General features: G+C 71.6%; 13 protein-coding genes. 3 read left to right on the top strand and 10 right to left on the bottom strand.

Going from position 1 to position 21,139, the window contains the following annotated elements; genetic code table 11:
• Positions 1-11: 11 nt before the first annotated feature.
• The 3 genes from pyk to pta form a co-directional block, all read right to left on the bottom strand.
• The gene (pyk, locus tag ACGF2Y_RS11730; RefSeq protein ID WP_392945405.1) at positions 12-1,442 is read right to left on the bottom strand and encodes a pyruvate kinase; all 1,431 of its coding nucleotides are present in this window, start codon (positions 1,440-1,442) and stop codon (positions 12-14) included.
• Between the two features lie 123 nt (positions 1,443-1,565).
• Positions 1,566-2,816, bottom strand: a complete 1,251-nt coding sequence (locus ACGF2Y_RS11725; protein WP_392945403.1) for an acetate kinase — start codon at positions 2,814-2,816, stop codon at positions 1,566-1,568.
• The gene (pta, locus tag ACGF2Y_RS11720; RefSeq protein ID WP_392945401.1) at positions 2,813-4,894 is read right to left on the bottom strand and encodes a phosphate acetyltransferase; all 2,082 of its coding nucleotides are present in this window, start codon (positions 4,892-4,894) and stop codon (positions 2,813-2,815) included. The genes ACGF2Y_RS11725 and pta overlap by 4 nt, the downstream gene beginning before the upstream one ends.
• A 519-nt stretch (positions 4,895-5,413) precedes the next feature.
• Here pta and ACGF2Y_RS11715 point away from each other — a divergent pair.
• Complete coding sequence (locus tag ACGF2Y_RS11715) at positions 5,414-6,439, top strand: ATP-dependent 6-phosphofructokinase (RefSeq protein WP_392945399.1); 1,026 nt, start codon at positions 5,414-5,416, stop codon at positions 6,437-6,439.
• Positions 6,440-6,490: 51 nt separating this feature from the next.
• Here the strand turns inward: ACGF2Y_RS11715 and ACGF2Y_RS11710 are convergent, their stop codons facing one another.
• The 3 genes from ACGF2Y_RS11710 to ACGF2Y_RS11700 form a co-directional block, all read right to left on the bottom strand.
• Positions 6,491-7,114, bottom strand: a complete 624-nt coding sequence (locus ACGF2Y_RS11710) for a helix-turn-helix domain-containing protein (protein WP_392945759.1) — start codon at positions 7,112-7,114, stop codon at positions 6,491-6,493.
• A 273-nt stretch (positions 7,115-7,387) separates the two neighbouring features.
• Positions 7,388-8,062, bottom strand: a complete 675-nt coding sequence (locus ACGF2Y_RS11705) for a response regulator (protein ID WP_030079200.1) — start codon at positions 8,060-8,062, stop codon at positions 7,388-7,390.
• Positions 8,059-9,834 carry an ATP-binding protein gene (locus tag ACGF2Y_RS11700; protein WP_392945396.1) on the bottom strand — a complete coding sequence of 592 codons (1,776 nt, stop codon included), beginning with the start codon at positions 9,832-9,834 and terminating at the stop codon, positions 8,059-8,061. The genes ACGF2Y_RS11705 and ACGF2Y_RS11700 overlap by 4 nt, the downstream gene beginning before the upstream one ends.
• A gap of 155 nt (positions 9,835-9,989) precedes the next feature.
• Here ACGF2Y_RS11700 and ACGF2Y_RS11695 point away from each other — a divergent pair, with 155 nt between their 5' ends.
• Both ACGF2Y_RS11695 and ACGF2Y_RS11690 read left to right on the top strand, forming a co-directional pair.
• A complete protein-coding gene (locus tag ACGF2Y_RS11695) occupies positions 9,990-11,369 on the top strand; it encodes a cation:dicarboxylate symporter family transporter (protein WP_392945394.1) in 1,380 nt (459 codons plus the stop codon).
• Positions 11,370-11,743: 374 nt separating this feature from the next.
• On the top strand, positions 11,744-12,634 hold the full coding sequence (locus ACGF2Y_RS11690) for an NAD(P)-dependent oxidoreductase (RefSeq protein ID WP_392945392.1): 891 nt from the start codon (positions 11,744-11,746) through the stop codon (positions 12,632-12,634).
• Positions 12,635-12,795: 161 nt separating this feature from the next.
• Here the strand turns inward: ACGF2Y_RS11690 and glgB are convergent, their stop codons facing one another.
• The 4 genes from glgB to ACGF2Y_RS11670 form a co-directional block, all read right to left on the bottom strand.
• Entirely contained in the window at positions 12,796-15,213 is a 2,418-nt protein-coding gene (gene glgB, locus ACGF2Y_RS11685; RefSeq protein ID WP_392945390.1) for a 1,4-alpha-glucan branching enzyme, read from the bottom strand.
• A gap of 168 nt (positions 15,214-15,381) precedes the next feature.
• Entirely contained in the window at positions 15,382-16,824 is a 1,443-nt protein-coding gene (locus ACGF2Y_RS11680; RefSeq protein ID WP_392945388.1) for a maltokinase, read from the bottom strand.
• Positions 16,825-17,045: 221 nt separating this feature from the next.
• Positions 17,046-18,752, bottom strand: coding sequence for a maltose alpha-D-glucosyltransferase (treS, locus tag ACGF2Y_RS11675; RefSeq protein ID WP_392945386.1), 1,707 nt, complete (start codon positions 18,750-18,752; stop codon positions 17,046-17,048).
• Complete coding sequence (locus ACGF2Y_RS11670) at positions 18,749-20,767, bottom strand: alpha-1,4-glucan--maltose-1-phosphate maltosyltransferase (protein ID WP_392945383.1); 2,019 nt, start codon at positions 20,765-20,767, stop codon at positions 18,749-18,751. The genes treS and ACGF2Y_RS11670 overlap by 4 nt, the downstream gene beginning before the upstream one ends.
• Between the last annotated feature and the right edge of the window lie 372 nt (positions 20,768-21,139).

Here is a 21,139-nt window from a genome sequence, read left to right as displayed (position 1 = left end):
CGGTGTGCAGGTCAGTCCCGCTCGCCGCCGCCCAGGTGGTGCACCCGGACCATGTTGGTGGTGCCGGGGATGCCGGGGGGCGAGCCGGCGGTGATGATCATCGTGTCGCCGTCGTTGTAGCGGTTCAGCTTCAGCAGCTCCGCGTCGACCAGGTCGACCATGGCGTCGGTGTTGTCCACGTGCGGGACGACATGGGCCTCGACGCCCCAGCTCAGGGCGAGCTGGTTGCGGGTGGACTCGTCCGTGGTGAAGGCCAGGATCGGCTGGGCCGTGCGGTAGCGGGAGAGGCGGCGGGCGGTGTCACCGGACTTGGTGAAGGCGACCAGGGCCTTGCCGTTCAGGAAGTCCGCGATCTCGCAGGCCGCGCGGGCCACCGAACCGCCCTGCGTGCGGGGCTTCTTGCCGGGGACCAGCGGCTGGAGGCCCTTGGAGAGCAGCTCCTCCTCCGCGGCGACGACGATCTTCGCCATCGTCTTGACCGTCTCGATCGGATACGCGCCCACCGAGGACTCGGCGGACAGCATGACCGCGTCCGCGCCGTCCAGGATCGCGTTGGCGACGTCGGACGCCTCGGCGCGGGTCGGGCGGGAGTTGGTGATCATCGACTCCATCATCTGGGTCGCCACGATCACCGGCTTGGCGTTGCGCCGGCACAGCTCCACCAGGCGCTTCTGCACCATCGGGACCTTCTCCAGCGGGTATTCGACGGCCAGGTCGCCGCGGGCCACCATCACACCGTCGAACGCCATGACGACGCCCTCCATGTGCTCGACGGCCTGCGGCTTCTCCACCTTGGCGATGACGGGGACCCGGCGGCCCTCCTCGTCCATCACCTTGTGGACGTCCTTGACGTCGTCCGCGTCCCGGACGAAGGAGAGGGCGACCAGGTCGCAGCCCATCCGCAGCGCGAAGCGCAGGTCCTCGACGTCCTTCCCGGACAGGGCCGGGACGTTGACCGCCGCGCCGGGCAGGTTGATGCCCTTGTGGTCGGAGATGACACCGCCCTCGATGACGATGGTCCGCACCCGGGGGCCCTCGACCGCCACGACCTTCAGCTCGACGTTGCCGTCGTTGATCAGGATCGGGTCGCCCTTGACGACGTCGCCGGGCAGACCCTTGTAGGTCGTGCCGCAGATCGACTTGTCGCCGGGGACGTCCTCGGAGGTGATGGTGAACTCGTCACCGCGGACCAGCTCGACCGGGCCCTCGGCGAACTTCGCCAGCCGGATCTTCGGGCCCTGGAGGTCGGCGAGCACGCCCACCGCGCGGCCGGTCTCGGCGGCCGCCTTGCGGACACGGTCGTAACGGCCCTGGTGTTCCTCGTGGGTGCCGTGACTGAAGTTGAAACGGGCCACGCTCATGCCGGCCTCGATCAGAGCGACGAGCTGCTCATGGGAGTCGACGGCGGGACCGAGGGTGCAGACGATTTTGGAACGGCGCATGAGGCGGATCCTATCGGTTTGTTTCGCTACGGAATATTCCGTCTGGTGGAAGATACAAAGGGGCGCGAGGGTGCTCAGTTGTCGACCCCTCCGAGCCCCGGGGAAGGGGCCGGGCCGGGCGGGCTACGGCCGGCCGACGAGCGCGAACGTCTGGTCGGCGATCTCCAGCTCCTCGTCCGTCGGCACCACGGCGACCGCCACCCGGGCGTACTCCGGCGAGATCAGCCGCGGCTCCGCGGACCGTACGGCGTTGAGCGAGGCGTCCACCGCCATGCCCAGCTCCGCCAGGCCCGCGATGGCAGCTTCCCGCACCGGAGCCGCGTTCTCGCCGACCCCCGCCGTGAACGCCACCGCGTCCACCCGGCCGAGCACCGCCGTATAGGCGCCGATGTACTTCTTCAGCCGGTGGATGTAGATGTCGAAGGCCAGCGCGGCCCGCTCGTCGCCCTCGTCGATCCGGCGGCGGATCACCCGCATGTCGTTGTCGCCGCACAGGCCGACCAGCCCGCTCCTCTTGTTCAGCAGGACGTCGATCTCGTCCGTCGACATGCCCGCCACCCGCTTCAGATGGAAGGTGACCGCCGGATCGATGTCCCCGGAGCGCGTCCCCATCACGAGCCCTTCCAGAGGCGTCAGCCCCATCGAGGTGTCCACGCACCGCCCGCCCGCGACCGCCGAGGCCGACGCCCCGTTGCCCAGGTGCAGCACGATCACGTTCACCTCCTCCGGCGATTTGCCCAGCAGCTCGGCCGTCTTCCGCGAGACGCACGCGTGCGAGGTGCCGTGGAAGCCGTAGCGGCGGATCCGGTGCGCGTCGGCGGTCTCCACGTCGATCGCGTACCGCGCGGCCGCCTCCGGCATCGTCGTGTGGAACGCCGTGTCGAAGACCGCCACCTGCGGCAGGTCCGGCCGCAGCGCCTGTGCCGTACGGATACCGGTGATGTTGGCCGGGTTGTGCAGCGGCGCGACCGGGACGAGGCGCTCGATCTCCTCCAGCACCTCGTCGGTGATCACCGTCGGCGCGCTGAACCTCAGCCCGCCGTGCACCACCCGGTGCCCGATCGCGGCGAGCTCGGGGGAGTCGAGGCCGAGGCCGTCCGCCGCCAGCTCCTCGGCCGCCGCCTCCAGCGCAGCCGTGTGGTCCGCGATCCGGCCCGTACGCTCACGGGGCTCCGCGCCGCCGGTCAGCGGCGTGTGCACGAGGCGCGAGGTCTCCTCGCCGATCCGCTCGACCAGCCCCGAGGCGAGCCGGGAGCGGTCGCGCATGTCGAGGAGCTGGTACTTCACCGACGAGGAGCCGGAGTTGAGGACGAGCACGCGGTGCGGTTCCACAGGGGCTGCCGTGCTTTCGTGGTCGGGGGCGGGGTTCGTCATGCGGGGCGCTCCTCGCTCTGCGCCTGGATCGCCGTGATCGCCACGGTGTTGACGATGTCCTGGACGAGCGCGCCGCGCGAGAGGTCGTTGACGGGCTTGCGCAGACCCTGGAGCACCGGGCCGACCGCCACCGCGCCCGCCGAGCGCTGCACGGCCTTGTAGGTGTTGTTGCCGGTGTTCAGGTCCGGGAAGATCAGCACGGTCGCCTGGCCCGCCACCTCGGAGCCGGGCAGCTTCGTCGCCGCGACGGACGGCTCGACCGCCGCGTCGTACTGGATCGGCCCCTCCACCCGCAGCTCAGGCCGTGCCGCCCGGACCCGCTCGGTGGCCTCGCGCACCTTGTCGACGTCCGCGCCGGAACCGGAGGTCCCGGTGGAGTACGACAGCATCGCGATCCGGGGCTCCACGCCGAAGCGGGCCGCCGTCACCGCCGACTGCACCGCGATGTCCGCGAGCTGTTCCGCGTTCGGGACCGGGTTGACCGCGCAGTCGCCGTACACGAGCACCTTGTCGGCCAGGCACATGAAGAAGACGGACGACACGATCGAGGCGTCCGGCTTGGTCTTGATGATCTCGAAGGCCGGGCGGATGGTCGCGGCGGTGGAGTGCACCGACCCGGACACCATCCCGTCGGCCAGGCCCTCCTGGACCATCAGCGTGCCGAAGTAGTTCACGTCCGCCACCACGTCGACGGCCAGCTCCACCGTCACCCCGCGGTGCGCGCGCAGTTCGGCGTACCGCTCGGCGAAGACCCCCCGCAGCTCCGAGGTGTGCGGGTCGATCAGCTGGGTGTCCGCGAGGTCGATGCCGAGGTCGGCGGCCTTCTTGCGGATCACGTCCACATCGCCGAGCAGCGTGAGGTCGCAGACGTCCCGGCGCAGCAGGACGTCGGCGGCGCGCAGCACCCGCTCCTCGGTACCCTCCGGCAGCACCACGCGCTTGCGGTCGCTGCGGGCCTGCTCCAGCAGTTCGTGCTCGAACATCATCGGCGTGACGCGTCCGCTGCGGGCCACCGAGATCCGCTCCAGGAGCGCGCCGGTGTCGACATGACGCTCGAACAGGCCGAGGGCGGTCTCCGCCTTGCGGGGCGTCGCCGCATTCAACTTCCCTTCGAGCGTGAAGAGTTCGGCAGCGGTGGGGAAGGATCCGCCGGCCACCGACACGACCGGGGTCCCCGGTGCGAGCCGGGCGGCCAGCGTGAGTATCTCCTCGCCGGGGCGCTCGTCCAGGGTCAGCAGTACGCCCGCGATGGGCGGGGTGCCCGCGCTGTGCGCGGCCAGCGAACCCACCACCAGGTCCGCCCGGTCCCCGGGGGTGACCACCAGGCAGCCGGGTGTCAGCGCGTTCAGCAGGTTCGGCAGCATCGCCCCGCCGAACACGAAGTCCAGCGCGTCGCGCGCGAGCCCCGAATCGTCGCCGAGCAGCACCGTGCCGTCCAGCGCCGCGGTGATCTGGGCGACCGTGGGGGCCGAGAGCGCCGGATCGTCCGGCAGTACGGACACCAGCACGGGCAGCCGGGCCGCGAGCCGCTCCGCGATCGTCGCGCGGTCCTCGGCGGCGACCCGGTTCACCACCATGGCCAGCACGTCGCAGCCGAGGCCGGCGTAGGCGCGGTACGCGTTGCGGGTCTCGGCGCGGACGGACTCCGCGGTGTGGCCCTTGCCGCCGACCACCGCGATCACCGACGCCCCGAACTCGTTGGCGAGGCGGGCGTTCAGCGCCAGCTCGTCGGGGAGCTGGGTGGCGGCGAAGTCACTGCCCAGGACGAGGACCACCTCGTACTCCCGGGCCACCTGGTGGAAGCGTTCGACGAGCCGCGAGACCAGCTCGTCGGTACCCTTCTCCGCCTGCACGGCGGACGCCTCGTGGTAGTCCAGCCCGTAGACGGAGGCCGGGCTCTGCGAGAGCCGGTAGCGGGCCCGCAGCAGCTCGTAGAGCCGGTCGGGGCCGTCATGGACCAGCGGGCGGAAGACCCCGACCCGGTCCACCTGACGCGTCAGAAGCTCCATGACTCCCAGCTCGACGACCTGACGGCCGTCCCCCCGGTCGATCCCGGTCACGTACACGCTGCGCGCCACGCGTGCTCTCCCGTCCATGTTCGGTGCCGCGACCCGCGGGGCGTCCGGACGTGCGGTGGTGCCCCCGTGCCCGACCGGTGTCCCGTCGGGTGCGGCATTGGCCTGCATTGCCTCTTGACGATACCTGCGGGGGCCGCTAAGGGCTGTCCCGTCATCCCTGGTGGATCAGCGCGCGGCGTCGGATGCGGTGCGTCGCAAGGCGGAGGGACGTCCGCATACTGGATGTATTCGGGCGTTCCGACAACGCGGCGAGGTGCCGTAGCTGTCGTCGTGCGCCCGCCAGGGATGACGGGACAGCCCTTAGGCCGCCCGCCGAAGACCCCGCCCGAAGACCCCGCCCGGAGGCCCGCCCTCCGGGCTTCTCCTCCCCGCTTCCGGCTGCCCGCTCCCGGCCCCGGCCCGGCCGAAAGCGCGGGGTCCGTGCGAGGCGTGGGAGAATCGTGGTGGTTCAGGGCACGGGGACCGGCCCTCGGCCGGCCCCGGAAAGCGCGGTAACTCACGAGCAGGAGACACACCTCGATGCGCATCGGAATTCTCACCGCGGGTGGCGACTGCCCCGGCCTGAACGCAGTGATCCGGTCGGTCGTCCACCGGGCCGTCGTCGGTCACGGCGACGAGGTCATCGGCTTCGAGGACGGCTTCAAGGGGCTGCTCGACGGCCACTTCCGTCCCCTCGACCTCAACGCGGTCAGCGGCATCCTCGCCCGCGGCGGCACCATCCTCGGCTCGGCCCGCCTGGAGCGCGACCGGCTGCGCGAGGCCGCCGAGAACTGCGAGGAGCTGTCCCGCCGCTACGGCATCGACGCGCTCATCCCGATCGGCGGCGAGGGCACGCTCACCGCGGCCCGCATGCTCTCCGACGCGGGCATGCCGGTCGTCGGCGTCCCGAAGACCATCGACAACGACATCTCCGCCACCGACCGGACCTTCGGGTTCGACACGGCGGTGGGCGTCGCGACCGAGGCCATAGACCGTCTCAAGACCACCGCCGAGTCCCACCAGCGGGTGATGGTCGTCGAGGTCATGGGCCGGCACGCGGGCTGGATCGCCCTGGAGTCCGGGATGGCCGGCGGCGCCCACGGCATCTGCCTGCCCGAGCGCCCCTTCCAGGTCGACGACCTGGTCAAGATGGTCGAGGAGCGGTTCGCGCGCGGCAAGAAGTTCGCCGTCATCTGCGTCGCCGAGGGCGCGCACCCGGCCGAGGGCTCCATGCCGTACGCCAAGGGCGCGATCGACCAGTACGGCCACGAGCGCTTCCAGGGCATCGGCAACCGCCTCGCCGTCGAGCTGGAGACCCGGCTCGGCAAGGAGGCCCGGCCGGTCATTCTCGGCCATGTCCAGCGCGGCGGCACGCCGACCGCGTACGACCGGGTGCTCGCCACCCGCTTCGGCTGGAACGCCGTGGAGGCCGTGCACCGCGGCGACTTCGGCCGGATGACCGCCCTGCGCGGCAACGACATCGCCATGGTCCCGCTCGCCGACGCCATCACCCAGCTGAAGAGGGTGCCCGCCGAGCGGATGTACGAGGCCGAGTCGGTCTTCTAGTACGGGGAGCCCGCCGGAACCGCACGGGCCGCACGGGCGGCCCGTGCGGAGTCACACCCCGGCGGTCTGCCAGAACCGCTCCACCACCCGGGACAGGAACGCCCGGCCCGCGTCGCCCGTCGATCCGGAGCGTTCCTGGCCCGTGCTGCTCCAGCTCAGGGTGGAGACCATCAGGGCCTGGTAGTCGGTGTGCAGTTGTTCCAGCACGTCCTGGATCAGCGCCCGGTCCAGCGGGACGAGCTTGGCCACCGGCCGGACGTACGCCTGCCAGCGCGTGGTGACCGCGCTGCTCAGCAGCTCCGCCAGCTCCTCGTCGCGGCCCGTCGCCGTCAGGAACTGCGCCGCCGACAGATCCAGCGCACGGCACAGCGCCGCCGACTGCTTCTCGTTGCCCCGCCAGCGCCCCGAATCCTCCATCCGCTGGTACGCGGCGCCCGTCATCCCCAGCCGGCGGGCCAGGTCGTCCACGGCCAGGTCCCGGGTCATCCGGTGTTCGCGCAGGGTGGCGGCGGCGGCCAGCAGCTCTCCGGGGGCGCACCAGAGGACACCGGCGAGGGCGGTCAGCTCGCGTTCCCCGGGGGCCGCGAGGCCGCGTTCCCAGGCGATGACGGTCTCTGCGCTGATCCGGAGTCCGTACTGGGCGGCGAGCCCGTAGGCGACATGGCCGGGAGCCATCCCCAGAGCCTCGCGGAGACGGCGCGCGGCGGGGGCGTTGAATGGCGGGGTGGGGTGCACGCGCCCCACCGTAGGAGCCCGTATCCGCCCTGGCTACGGTACGTTCCCCAAAGATCACGCTTCGTAGGAACCTCCAGCTGCGAACCGCGCGGGCGGTACGCGAATGCCGTCCCATCAGCGCTTTCTTTTCCGCCACCACCGAGGTCCACCGAAGCCCGCCGAGGCGGCGAAGCCGACCGGCAAGCGCTTGCCGACCCCTGCGGCGGTATCCCGTCAGCGCCCCGCGGCCAGCCAGCTGTAGTGCAGCTCCGGTCGGCCGACCTGCCCATAATGCGGACGCCTCGCGGCGCTGCCGACGGTCACCAGATGTTCCAGGTACCGCCGGGCCGTGATCCGGGAGATGCCCAGCCGCTCCCCGGCGGCGGCCGCCGTCACCCCCTCGGGCGACTCCTTCAGCACCCGGGTCACCGCCTCCAGCGTCGGGCCGCTGAGCCCCTTGGGCAGCGCGGCCGGATGCGCGACCCGCAGCGCGCCCAGCGCCCGGTCCACCTCCTCCTGCCCGCTCGCCTCGCCTGCGGCACCCCGGAACTCCGCGTACCGCACCAGCCGGTCCCGCAGCGTGGGGTACGTGAACGGCTTCAGCACGTACTGCACGACGCCGAGCGACACCCCCTCCCGCACCACCGCGAGATCCCGGGCCGAGGTCACCGCGATCACGTCCGCCCCGTGCCCGGAGGCCCGCAGCGAGCGCAGCAGCCCGAGCCCGTGCCCGTCGGGCAGATAGAGGTCGAGCAGCAGCAGATCCACCGGCGTCCGCTCCAGCGCCCGCACCGCCGCCGCCCGGGTGTGCGCCACCGCGGTCACCGTGAAGCCCTCCACCCGCTCCACGTACATCTGGTGGGCGTCGGCGGCCACCGGATCGTCCTCCACCACCAGGACCCGGATCATGCCGTCACCTGCCCGGACGCGGACGCGGACGGGGATCTGGACGCTGATGTGGACGTCGACGTGGGCGTGGGCTCGGACCCGGGACGCGGTCCTGGCGTACGGGCCGGCAACGGCAGCCGTACGGTGAACCGCGCGCCGCCGTCCGGACCCGCGTCCAGCTCCACCGTGCCCCCGTTGCGGTACGCCGCCTGCCGCACCAGCGCCAGGCCGAGCCCGCGCCCCGCCCCGTGCGTCGACCAGCCGCGCCGGAACACCTCGTCCGCCGCCTCCGGGCCGATGCCCGCCCCCGTGTCCGCGACCCGCAGCAACAGCTCCCGCTCGCCCGCGAGCGCGGTCACCGTGACCCGGGCCCGCCGCGCCGGGCCCCCGGCCCCGGCCCCTCGGGGCGCGGGAACCACCCCGGGGCCGTCGTCGGAGCCGTCGTCGAGGCCGCCCTCGGGGCCGTCCGAAGCCGCTTCCACCGCGTTGTCGATCAGATTGCCCAGGATCGTCACCAGGTCGCGCTGGGCCAGTGAGGGCGGCAGCGCCCCGTCGTCGATCAGGCTGTCCTCCGCGAGCACCAGTTCCACACCGCGCTCGTGTCCTTGGGCCGCCTTGCCGAGCAGCAGCGCCGCCAGCACCGGCTCCTCCACCGCCCCCACCACCCGGTCGGTCAGCACCTGGGCCAGCTCCAGTTCCGCCGTCGCGAAGTCCACCGCCTCCTCCACCCGGCCCAGTTCGATCAGCGAGACCACGGTGTGCAGCCGGTTCGCCGCCTCGTGGGCCTGGGAGCGCAGCGCCTGGGTGAAACCGCGCTCGGAGTCCAGCTCGCCGGTCAGCGCCTGCAGCTCGGTGTGGTCCCGCAGGGTCACCACCGTGCCGCGCCGCTCACCGCCCACCACCGGACGGGTGTTGACCACGACGACCCGCTCCGCCGTCAGGTGCAGCTCGTCCACGCGTGCCTCCGACGCCAGCAGCGCCCCGGTCAGCGGCGCGGGCAGGGCCAGCTCGTCGACCGTACGGCCGACCGCCTCCGCGTCCGGACCCAGGCCCAGCAGCTCCCGCCCGGCGTCGTTGATCAGCGCGATCCGCCGCCGCCCGTCCAGCATCAGCAGCCCCTCGCGCACCGCGTGCAGCGTGGCCTGGTGGTAGTCGTGCAGCCGGCTCAGCTCGGCCGCGTTCATCCCGTGGGTGTGCCGTCGCAGCCGGGCGTTGACCACGTACGTGCCGATCCCGCCGAGCGTCAGCGCTCCGCCCGCCGCGAGCGCGAGGGCTCCGAGCTGGTCCCGTACCTGCGAGGAGACCCGGTCCACGGTGATGCCCGCGCTGACCAGGCCGACGATCCGCCCGTCGTCGCGGATCGGGGTCACCACCCGTATCGAGGGGCCCAGCGTGCCGGTGTACGTCTCGGTGAAGGTCTGCCCGCGCAGGGCCTTCGCGGTGTTCCCGAGGAAGGTGTCCCCGATCTGCGCCGTGTCCGGATGCGTCCAGCGCACCCGCTCGGTGTCCATGATCGTGACGAAGGCGATCCCGGTGTCCTCGCGCACCCGCTCCGCGTACGGCTGGAGCACGGCGGACGGGTCCGGGGTGCGGATGGCCTCCCGTACGGAGGGGGAATCGGCCACCGCGAGGGCCGCCACCCGCACCTGCCGGGCAGCCGTCTCCTCGGCCTGCGCGCTGCCCGAGACGTACGCGAAGACGGCGCACCCGGCCACCACCGCGGCGATGAGCACGACCTGCATGGCGAAGAGCTGGCCCGCCAGGCTGCGGGGGAGGGTACGGGGGAGGGACATGCCCCACAGTCTGCCTGGCCCGGCCGGGTGTCTCCCGGATGGCCGGAAAGCGACCGTGAACGATATGAACGCAAGGGTGACCGGGGTCACAGGGCGGTGGATAGTCACCGGAGCCCCCAGGGACGGGGGCGCATGACCGAGCCGAGGAGGCAGCCGTGGCAGTGGCAGCCAAGCAGCGGGACCGAACCCACTATCTGTACATCGCCGTCATCGGTGCCGTCGCGCTCGGCATCCTGGTCGGGTTCGTCGCCCCCGGGGTGGCTGTCGAGCTGAAGCCCATCGGCGCCGGCTTCGTGAACCTGATCAAGATGATGATCTCTCCGATCATCTTCTGCACGATCGTCCTGGGCGTCGGCTCGGTGCGCAAGGCCGCCAAGGTCGGCGCGGTCGGCGGTCTGGCGCTCGGCTACTTCCTGGTCATGTCGACCGTGGCCCTCGCCATCGGCCTGCTGGTCGGCAACGTGCTGGAGCCCGGCTCCACCCTCCACATCACCGAACAGGCGCGGGCCGCGGGCGAGGCGCAGGCCTCGGGCGCGAGCGAGTCCACCGTGGACTTCCTGCTCGGCGTCATCCCGACCACGATCGTCTCCGCCTTCACCGCGGGCGAGGTTCTCCAGACCCTGCTCGTCGCCCTGCTCGCGGGCTTCGCGCTCCAGGCGATGGGCTCGTCCGGCGAGCCGATCCTGCGCGGCATCGGCCACATCCAGCGCCTCGTCTTCCGTATCCTCGCCATGATCATGTGGGTCGCCCCGGTCGGCGCGTTCGGCGCGATCGCCGCGGTGGTCGGCGAGACCGGCCTCGACGCCCTGAAGTCGCTGGCGATCATCATGATCGGGTTCTACGTCACCTGCGCGCTGTTCGTCTTCGTGGTACTCGGTGTGCTCCTGCGCCTGGTCGCCGGGGTGAACCTGTTCTCGCTGCTGAAGTACCTGGGCCGCGAGTTCCTGCTCATCCTGTCCACCTCCTCCTCCGAGTCGGCCCTGCCGCGGCTGATCGCGAAGATGGAGCACCTGGGCGTCAGCAAGCCCGTCGTCGGCATCACCGTGCCGACCGGCTACTCCTTCAACCTCGACGGCACCGCGATCTACCTCACGATGTCCTCGCTGTTCATCGCCAACGCGATGGGCGACCCGCTGAGCGCGGGCGAGCAGATCTCGCTGCTGGTCTTCATGATCATCGCCTCGAAGGGCGCGGCGGGCGTCACCGGCGCGGGCCTGGCGACCCTGGCCGGCGGACTCCAGTCGCACCGCCCCGAACTCGTCGACGGCGTCGGCCTGATCGTCGGCATCGACCGCTTCATGAGCGAGGCGCGGGCGCTGACCAACTTCGCGGGCAACGCGGTCGCCACGGTCCTGGTCGGCCACTGGACGAAGGAGATCGACAAGGACCGGGTGAACGAGGTGCTGGCCGGCCGTGTGCCGTTCGACGAGAAGACCCTCGTCGACGACGGCCACGGCCCCGCCGGGGACCCGGCGGGCTCCGACGAGGTCCCCGAACAGCGGGACATCGCCGCCGAGCAGCCCGCCAAGGTCTGACCTCCCCCCACGGCCGTCGCGGCACCCCCCCCGGGCCGCCGGCGGCTCCCCCACGCAAGGACACCCGTATCCCCCCGGTGCGGGTGTTCTTGCGTCGTTCCCGCGTCACGGTCCGGCCGGCCGTTGCGACCCTCTTGTTCCGCAGGGGTCCTGGAGCGGCACCGCGCGCATATCGTGGTCGACACGGGTGGGCGCTCGGGTGCCTCCGGCTCCTCCGGTTCCACCGGCGGTCCGCCGCACAGGGAATTGACGGGCCCCGGCGAACCAATCCTGACCAGGTGAAACGCCCTGAGCTGGATCCTTTCCCCCAAGTGCGTACCTGACAGTCAAGTGGGTGCTGGGCAAGGCCCGTTCGCTCGTCCAGCATGGTTCTCATGACGCAAGCGAACACACCGAATCCCGCACCTGTCACCGTTCTCGGCCTCGGCGACATGGGCCGCGCCCTGGCCGGCGCCTTCCTGGCCGCCGGTCACCCCACCACCGTCTGGAACCGTTCCCCCGGAAAGGGCGAGGACCTCGTGTCCCGGGGCGCGGTGCGGGCCGCGTCCGCCGAGGAGGCCGTGCGGGCGAGCGGGCTCGTGGTCGTCTGCCTCGTCGACTACGACGCCTCCGACGCGCTCCTGGAGCCGCTGGCAGGGGCTCTGGAGGGGCGGGTCCTGGTCAACCTCACCTCGGACACCCCCGCCCGTTCGCGGCAGGCCGCCGCCTGGGCCGAGAAGCACTCCCTGGCCTACCTCGACGGGGCGATCATGGTGCCGGTCGACGTGGTCGGCTCGGCCGAGGCGCTGGTCTTCCACTCCGGCGACCGGGCCGCCTACGAGGCGCACGAGGCCACACTCAAGGCGCTCGGCGAGCCCGCCACCTTCCTCGGCGAGGACCACGGGCTCGCCGCCGCCTACGACATGGCGATGCTGGACTTCTTCTACGGAGCCATGGGCGGTCTCGTGCACGCCTTCGCGCTGGCCCGTGCGGAGGGCATCGACGGCGCGTCGCTCGCCCCGTACCTCAACACGATCGCGGGCATCCTGCCGCCGATCGCCGCGTACACGGCGGTCGAGGTCGACTCGCGTGACTACGTTGCCGAGGGCGCGAACCTCGCCATGATGACGGCCGGTGTCGACCACATCCTGCACACCGCGAAGGACCACCGCCTGGACGTCTCGCAACTGTCCGCGATCAAGGGGATCGCCGACCGGGCCATCGCCAAGGGCCACGGCCGCGAGTCCTGGTCGAGCATCGTCGAGGTGCTCGCCGCCGAGCACTGACCGCCGCGAACGGGGGAGGGGCCCGCACCGCGTCCACCATCGACGCGGTACGGGCCCCGGCCACGCACAACCGGCCACGCATACCGGCTTTGCACAAACGGCTTTGCACAAACGGCCCTGCTCAACCGGCCTTGCTCGACCGGCCCTGTGCGCCGGGCGGGCTACGCCGGGCGGAACCACACCGTCGCCAGCGGCGGCAGCGTCACCGAGATGCTGGACGGGCGGCCGTGCGCGGGAACCGCCTCCGCCTTCAGCGGCTCCTCGTTGCGCACGTCGCCGCCGCCGTAACGGGCCGCGTCGGTGTTCAGGACCTCCACCCAGCCCTCCGTGCCGGTCTCCGGCACCCCGAGACGGTAGTCGCCGCGGACCGCCGGGGAGAAGTGCGAGACCGCGAGCAGCGGGGAGCCGTCCGCGTCGTACCGCAGGAACGCGAACACGTTGTCCTCGGCCGCCCCGCCGTCCACCCAGCTGAACCCCTCCGGCACGGAGTCCCGCTGCCACAGCGCGGGCACCGCCCCGTACACCGCGTTCAGGTCACCGACGAGCGTGCGCACCCCCCGGTGGTCGCCGGAGGCGTCGTACGCCGGGTCCAGCAGCCACCAGTCCGGACCGTGCCCCTCGGACCACTCCGCTCCCTGGGCGAACTCCTGGCCCATGAAGAGGAGTTGCTTGCCGGGGTGGGCCCACATGAAGCCCAGGTAGGCGCGGTGGTTGGCGCGCTGCTGCCACCAGTCGCCGGGCATCTTCGCCACCAGCGCCTGCTTGCCGTGCACCACCTCGTCGTGCGAGATCGGCAGCACGTAGTTCTCGCTGTACGCGTACACCATCGAGAACGTCATCTCGTCGTGGTGGTACTTGCGGTGGACCGGCTCCTTCGCCATGTACTGGAGCGAGTCGTGCATCCAGCCCATGTTCCACTTCAGCCCGAAGCCCAGACCCCCGCCGTCGGTGGGCCGGGTGACGCCGTCCCAGGCGGTGGACTCCTCGGCGATGGTGACGACGCCGGGGTTGCGGCGGTAGACGGTCGCGTTCATCTCCTGGAGGAAGGCGACCGCGTCCAGGTTCTCCCGGCCGCCGAACTCGTTGGGCGACCACTGGCCGTCCTCGCGGGAGTAGTCGAGGTAGAGCATCGAGGCCACCGCGTCGACCCGCAGCCCGTCGATGTGGAACTCCTCGCACCAGTACGTGGCGTTGGCGACGAGGAAGTTACGCACCTCGGTGCGGCCGTAGTCGAACTCCAGCGTCCCCCAGTCCGGGTGCGCCGCGCGCTGCGGGTCGGAGTGTTCGTACAGCGGGCGTCCGTCGAACTCCGCCAGCGCCCAGTCGTCGCGCGGGAAGTGCGCCGGAACCCAGTCCATGATCACACCGATGCCCGCCCGGTGCAGGGCGTCCACCAGGAACCGGAAGTCGTCCGGGGTGCCCATCCGGGAGGTCGGCGCGTAGAACCCGGTGACCTGATAGCCCCAGGAGCCGCCGAAGGGGTGCTCGGAGACCGGCATCAGCTCGACGTGCGTGAAGCCCAGGTCCTTGACGTACGCGGGGAGTTGCTTCGCGAGCTGACGATAGGTCAGGCCAGGCCGCCAGGAGGCGAGATGGACCTCGTACACCGAGAACGGGGCCTCGTGGACCGGCCGGTCGCCCCGGTGTGCCATCCAGTCCGCGTCCTGCCACTCGTGGTGCGCGGCGGTGACGATCGAGGCGGTCGCGGGCGGCACCTCGGTGCGCCGGGCCATCGGGTCGGCCCGCACCGTGTGCGAACCGTCCGGGCGGCAGATGTCGTACTTGTACAGCGCGCCCTCGCCGACCCCGGGCAGGAACAGCTCCCACACCCCGGTCGAGCCGAGCGAACGCATCGGGAAGCCCGTGCCGTCCCAGTAGGTGAAGTCACCGGTGATCCGCACGCCGCGCGCGTTCGGCGCCCAGAGGGTGAACCGGGTCCCGGTCACCCCCTGGTGCTCCATCGGCTCCGCGCCGAGCGCCCGCCACAGCTCCTCGTGGCGGCCCTCGCCGATCAGATGCAGATCGAGTTCGCCGATCGAGGGCCAGAAGCGGTACGGGTCCTCCACCTCGACGGTGGTGTCGTCGTACGCCACTTCGAGCCGGTACGCGGGGACCTCCGGCACCGGCAGCACACCGGAGAAGAAGCCGTCGCCGTCGTCGTGCAGCTCGGCCCGCAGCCCGGTCGTCAGCACCGTGACCGACCGCGCGAACGGCCGTAGCACCCGTACGAGCACCCCGCCGGGGATCGGGTGCGCGCCGAGCACGTCGTGCGGCGCGTGGTGGTCGCCGGCCAGCAGCCGGCCGCGGTCCGCGCCGTCCAGGGCCGGTGCGGGACGCACTCCCCGGCCGTCGCCGGCCCGCCGGGGGCGCGGCGGGCCCGCGTCGGCGCGCCGGGGCCGGGCGCGCTCGGCGGGCCCGGCCCCGGCGGGGGGCGTGGCGGGCGCGGACGTCGGGGCCGGCGCGGCCGATACGAACGCGGCGGCTTCGACGGCGCCGTCGATGACAGCTTCGACGGGGACCTCGGCAGGCACTTCGGCGGTCTTGCGGGATGCCTTGCGGGACGGCTTGCGGGCGGTCACAGGGACTGCCTCCTCGGAGGGTGAAGGGGGAGAAGCAGGGGCGGGGGAGACACACGGGGAGGTACGGGGAGAGGGGAAGCGGGGAGCGGGAGGTACGGGGAGCGGAGAGGCGGGGAGGGGTGGAGAGGCGGGGAGGTACGGGGGGGAAGGGGGCGGGAGCGGCCCGGTTCAGGCTGCGGCGGACTGGGCCAGTCGTTGGATGGCCGCCATCGGGACCGGCAGCCAGTCGGGGCGGTGCCGGGCCTCGTACAGCACCTCGTACACGGCCTTGTCGGTCTCGTGGGCGCGCAGCAGCTCCGGTTCGCCGCGCGGATCGCTGCCCGACACCTGCGTGTAGCCCTCGCAGTAGGCGGCACGGCAGCGGGCCGCCCACTCCGGGTTCCACGGGAGGTGCGAGCGGGCCGCGTAGTCGAAGGACCGCAGCATGCCCGCGACATCGCGCACCGGAGGCGCGGGGCTGCGGCGCTCGGGCAGTGGGCGGGCCGGTTCGCCCTCGAAGTCGATCAGCGACCAGAAGCCGTCGGGGGAACGCAGCGTCTGCCCGAGGTGGAGATCGCCGTGCACCCGCTGCTGGGCCCAGCCGGTGCCCCGGACCCCGAGGTCCGTCACCGCGTCGAACGCGGCGCGCAGCCCGGGGACGTACGGCACGAGCGCAGGGACCGCCTGGGCGGCGGCCTCCAGCCGGTGGATCATCTGCGAGACGAGCTGCCGGGTCTGGGTGCCGTGCAGCGCCGGGGTCGGCAGCGCGGCGGCGAGCGCGGTGTGCACCTCGGCGGTGGCCCGGCCCAGGGCCCGCGCCTCCGGCAGGAAGTCGCGGCCCGCGGCGAGCGCGGCCAGCGCGAGCTGCCAGCCGTCGCGCGCGCCGTGCAGGAAGGGCTGGAGGACGCCGAGGGTGAGCGGTTCGGGTCCTGGAGCCTCGAACCAGGCGACCGGGGCCGGTACCCGCGCGCACCCCTCGCCGGCGAGTGCGAGGGGCAGCTCCAGGTCCGGGTTGGTGCCCGGGAAGACGCGCCGGAAGATCTTGAGGATGAACGCCTCCCCGTAGACGAGCGAGGAGTTGGACTGTTCGGCGTCCAGTACCCGGGGCGTGAGACCGGCCGGGATCGCGGCGGTCCGCTCGAAGCGGAGCGAGCCGAGGCTCCCGGGGCGGCGGAGGCGTTCCAGCAGCAGATCGGCCAGCCGCGGATCGTGCAGCGCGTCGTAGACGGTCCGCCCGGCGAGCGGACCCCGCTCCACCCGGCCGATCAGGGCGCCCGCGAGCAGCGGCGGCAGTGACGTTCTTGCGCCCAGGAGCAGTTGGTAGCAGTCCTCGGCAGGGCGGGCCTGCTGGGAGGGCTGCTCGACGCGCAGGAGCAGGTGCAGGAGTCCCGGGCCCGCCGTGCCGTCCAGCGGCAGCATCTCCGTGGCGGAGACCAGGGAGAAGCCGGTGACCGGCCGGCCCTTGCCGGCGAACCACCGCTGCCGGGGCAGCCATGCGTGGAGCAGTGGGGCGAGGGACGGGAGCAGGGCCCCGTCCGACGTACTGCCCGGTGGTGCGCTCGTACTGCTGGGTGGTGCGCTGTTCCTCGTGCTCTTCGCCAGGGCGACGTGAGTGGATGCAGCCTCCGACATGGCATCGCGTCCTTTCCCCGGGCACACCACAGGATGCGAAGAGTGTCCCGGATTGCGGCAACGGCTGTCCGGCTGTGCGGGACGTGTCGGGAGAGGAGGGTCCTTACGGACTCGAACGGCGGAACCGTGAAGCCTCGAACGGTGAGCCGCGAAGGCCCGATGTGGGTCAGAGTGCCCCGTGCGGGACGGCGGAAACCGTCCCGCACGGGGCGGGTCCGGCATCAGGCCGGCGGCGCGTCCTTGCGCAGCCGGAACCAGTAGAAGCCGTGTCCCGCGAGGGTCAGCAGGTAGGGCCACTGGCCGATGGCCGGGAAGCGCACCCCACCGATCAGCTCCACCGGATGACGTCCGCCGAACGACCGCAGGTCCAGCTCCGTCGGCTGCGCGAACCGCGAGAAGTTGTGCACGCACAGGACGAGGTCGTCGCCGTACTCGCGGGTGAACGCCAGCACCGCCGGGTTGGAGGAGGGCAGTTCGGTGTACTCGCCGAGACCGAAGGCCGGATTCTGCTTGCGGATCTCGATCATCCGGCGGGTCCAGTGCAGCAGCGAGGACGGCGAGGCCATCGACGCCTCGACGTTGGTGACCTGGTAGCCGTAGACCGGGTCCATGATCGTGGGGAGGTAGAGCCGCCCCGGATCACTGGAGGAGAACCCGGCGTTGCGGTCGGGCGTCCACTGCATCGGGGTGCGGACCGCGTCCCGGTCGCCCAGCCAGATGTTGTCGCCCATCCCGATCTCGTCCCCGTAGTAGAGGATCGGGGAGCCGGGCAGCGACAGCAGCAGCGCGGTGAACAGCTCGATCTGGTTGCGGTCGTTGTCCAGCAGCGGGGCCAGGCGCCGGCGGATGCCGATGTTGGCGCGCATCCGCGGGTCCTTGGCGTACTCCGCGTACATGTAGTCGCGCTCTTCGTCCGTGACCATCTCGAGGGTCAGCTCGTCGTGGTTGCGCAGGAAGATGCCCCACTGGCAGTTCTTCGGGATCGCCGGGGTCTTCGCCAGGATTTCGGAGACCGGGTAGCGGCTCTCGCGGCGCACCGCCATGAAGATCCGCGGCATCACGGGGAAGTGGAACGCCATGTGGCACTCGTCGCCGCCCTGCTCGTAGTCGCCGAAGTAGTCGACGACGTCCTCCGGCCACTGGTTGGCCTCGGCGAGGAGCACGGTGTCCGGGTAGTTGGCGTCGATCTCCTTGCGGACCCGCTTGAGGAAGTGGTGGGTCTCGGGGAGGTTCTCGCAGTTGGTGCCCTCGCGCTGGTAGAGGTAGGGCACCGCGTCGACCCGGAAGCCGTCGATGCCCAGGTCCAGCCAGAAGCGCAGGGCCGCGAGGATCTCCTCCTGCACCGCCGGGTTCTCGTAGTTGAGGTCCGGCTGGTGCGAGAAGAAGCGGTGCCAGTAGTACTGCTTGCGCACCGGGTCGAACGTCCAGTTGGACGTCTCGGTGTCGACGAAGATGATCCGGGCGTCCTGGAACTGCTTGTCGTCGTCCGCCCAGATGTAGTAGTCGCCGTACGGCCCGTCCGGGTCGGTGCGGGACTGCTGGAACCACTCGTGCTGATCGCTCGTGTGGTTCATGACGAAGTCGATGATGACGCGCATGCCCCGCTGGTGCGAGGCGTCCACGAACTCCACGAAGTCGGCGAGGTCGCCGAACTCCGGCAGGACCGCGGTGTAGTCGGAGACGTCGTAGCCCCCGTCGCGCAGCGGCGACTTGAAGAACGGCGGCAGCCAGAGGCAGTCGACGCCGAGCCACTGGAGGTAGTCCAGTTTGGCGGTGATGCCCTTGAGGTCGCCGATTCCGTCGCCGTTGGAGTCCTGGAAGGACCGGACGAGCACCTCGTAGAAGACGGCGCGCTTGAACCAGTCGGGATCGCGGTCCTTGGCGGGAGTGTCCTCGAACGTGTCGTGGACAGGCTCATTGACGATCATGGTGTGGGTGACCCTCCGGTCGGCGGGGACGGTCGCAGGACGGCGATGTGCGCGGGCGTGATGCCCGGCTCTAGGCGCACATAGAAGGCCCTGCCCCAGTGATAGGTATCGCCGGTGAGCTCGTCGCGCACCGGTACGCGCTCGTGCCATGAGAGGCCGAGCCGCTCCATGTCCAACGAGACCGTGGCCTCCTGGGTGTGGTGCGGGTCGAGGTTCACGACCACCAGAACGGTGTTCGCTCCGGAGCGCTTGCTGTAGGCGATCAGCGCTTCGTTGTCGGTGTGGTGGAAGTGGACGTCGCGCAGCTGCCGCAGAGCGGGGTTACGCCGGCGGATCCGGTTCAGCGAGGTGATCAGGGGGCTCAGCGTGCGGCCTTCGCGTTCCGCCGACTCCCAGTCCCTCGGGCGCAGTTCGTACTTCTCCGAGTGCAGGTACTCCTCGCTCCCCGGCTTGGCCGGAGTGTTCTCGCACAGCTCGAATCCCGCGTACACGCCCCAGGACGGGGCGAGCGTCGCGGCCAGGACCGCCCGGGTCTCGAACGCCGGGCGGCCGCCCTCCTGGAGGTGGCCGGGAAGGATGTCGGGGGTGTTCACGAAGAAGTTGGGCCGCATGTACGAGGCGGCCTCGCCGGACAGCTCCGTGACGTACTCCGTCAGCTCCTGCTTGGTGTTGCGCCAGGTGAAGTACGTGTACGACTGCTGGAAGCCGACCGCGCCCAGGGTGTGCATCATCGCCGGGCGGGTGAACGCCTCCGCCAGGAAGATCACATCGGGGTCGGTGCCGTTGATCTCGGCGATGACCTTCTCCCAGAAGACCACCGGCTTGGTGTGCGGGTTGTCGACCCGGAAGATCCGCACGCCGCGTTCCATCCAGAAGCGCAGGATCCGTGACGTCTCCGCCACCAGACCGCGCATGTCCTTGTCGAAGGCGATCGGATAGATGTCCTGGTACTTCTTCGGCGGGTTCTCGGCGTACGCGATCGAACCGTCGGGGCGGTGGTGGAACCAGTCCGGGTGCTCCTTGACCCACGGGTGGTCCGGTGAGCACTGGAGCGCGAAGTCCAGCGCGATCTCCATCCGCAGATTGCGGGCCACCGACACGAAGTGGTCGAAGTCCTCCAGCGTGCCCAGCTCCGGGTGGACCGCGTCGTGCCCGCCGTCCGGCGAGCCGATCGCCCACGGCACGCCCGGATCGTGCTCCCCGGGCGTCAGGCTGTTGTCCGGGCCCTTGCGGTGGGTCGTTCCGATCGGGTGGACCGGGGGCAGATACACGACGTCGAACCCCATGGCGGCGACCGCGGGCAGCCGCTCGGCGGCCGTCCGGAAGGTGCCGCTGACCAGCCGGGTCGCCGCGTCCGGCGAGGTGTCGGCCGGGTCCACCGGCTCCCGGCGCGCCCCCTCCGAGCGCGGGAACAGCTCGTACCACGACCCGAACAGCGCCCGTTCGCGTTCCACCCGCACCGCCAGCGGCTTGGCGCGGGTGACCAGCTCGCGCAGCGGATACCGGGCCAGGACGGCTTCGGCGGCCGGGGTCAGGGCGGCGGCCAGCCGGGCGGCCGGCGGGTAAGCGGTGTCGCGCAGCGCGTCCACCGCCGCCAGCACCGCCTCGCGGCCGTGCTTCTTCGGTACGCCCGCGGCGGCGCGCTCCAGCAGGGCCGCGCCCTCCGCCAGCACCAGGTCCGTGTCGATGCCCGCCGGAATCTTGATCGCGGCGTGGTGCCGCCAGGTGGTGACCGGATCGCTCCAGGCCTCGACCGTGTACGTCCAGCGGCCCTCGGACGAGGGGGTGACCTCCGCCCCCCACCGGTCCGTCCCCGGGGCCAGCTCGCGCATCGGGGTCCACGGTCCGACCCGTCCGCTCGGGTCGCGCAGCACGACATTGGCGGCCACCGCGTCGTGGCCTTCGCGGAAGACGGTGGCGGTGACCTGGAAGGTCTCACCGGTGACGGCCTTCGCCGCTCGTCTGCCGCAGTCGACGAGAGGACGGACGTCCAGGACGGGAATACGACCGATCATGGAATCACCTGAGGGCTGGAGGAGCTCGGGGTGCACGGGGGACGGCACGGGCGCGGAGGACCGACCGCGTGTACCGCGAAGACGGGGATCTGTCCTTTGTAGCTGCTCAGCTGTCTGCTGACGGGCTGTGGGCATGGCCGCTCCTGTCCGCGTTCACTCGAATGGCACTCGAATGGGTGGGTCGCGGGGGTTTCGCGCATGTTTCGGGGGGCGGGGAGACGTGTGCGGGCCGGGTCGTGCCGCGTACCGGGGAAGCCTTCCCCGCGTCCGCGGGTGGGAAATCCGACGCTGTGTTAACTACTCGGTCGTAGCGGGCCGCTCGGGAACCGCCGGGCGCGGCGCGCACGCTCCGGTGGGCGCGGGGACTCGAGG

Origin of the sequence: Streptomyces sp. NPDC048142 (assembly GCF_043202835.1) — a bacterium.
In the GTDB taxonomy this organism is placed as follows: domain Bacteria; phylum Actinomycetota; class Actinomycetes; order Streptomycetales; family Streptomycetaceae; genus Streptomyces.
Note: the sequence above shows the minus strand (reverse complement) of the source record. Positions and strands in the feature narration are given on the sequence as shown.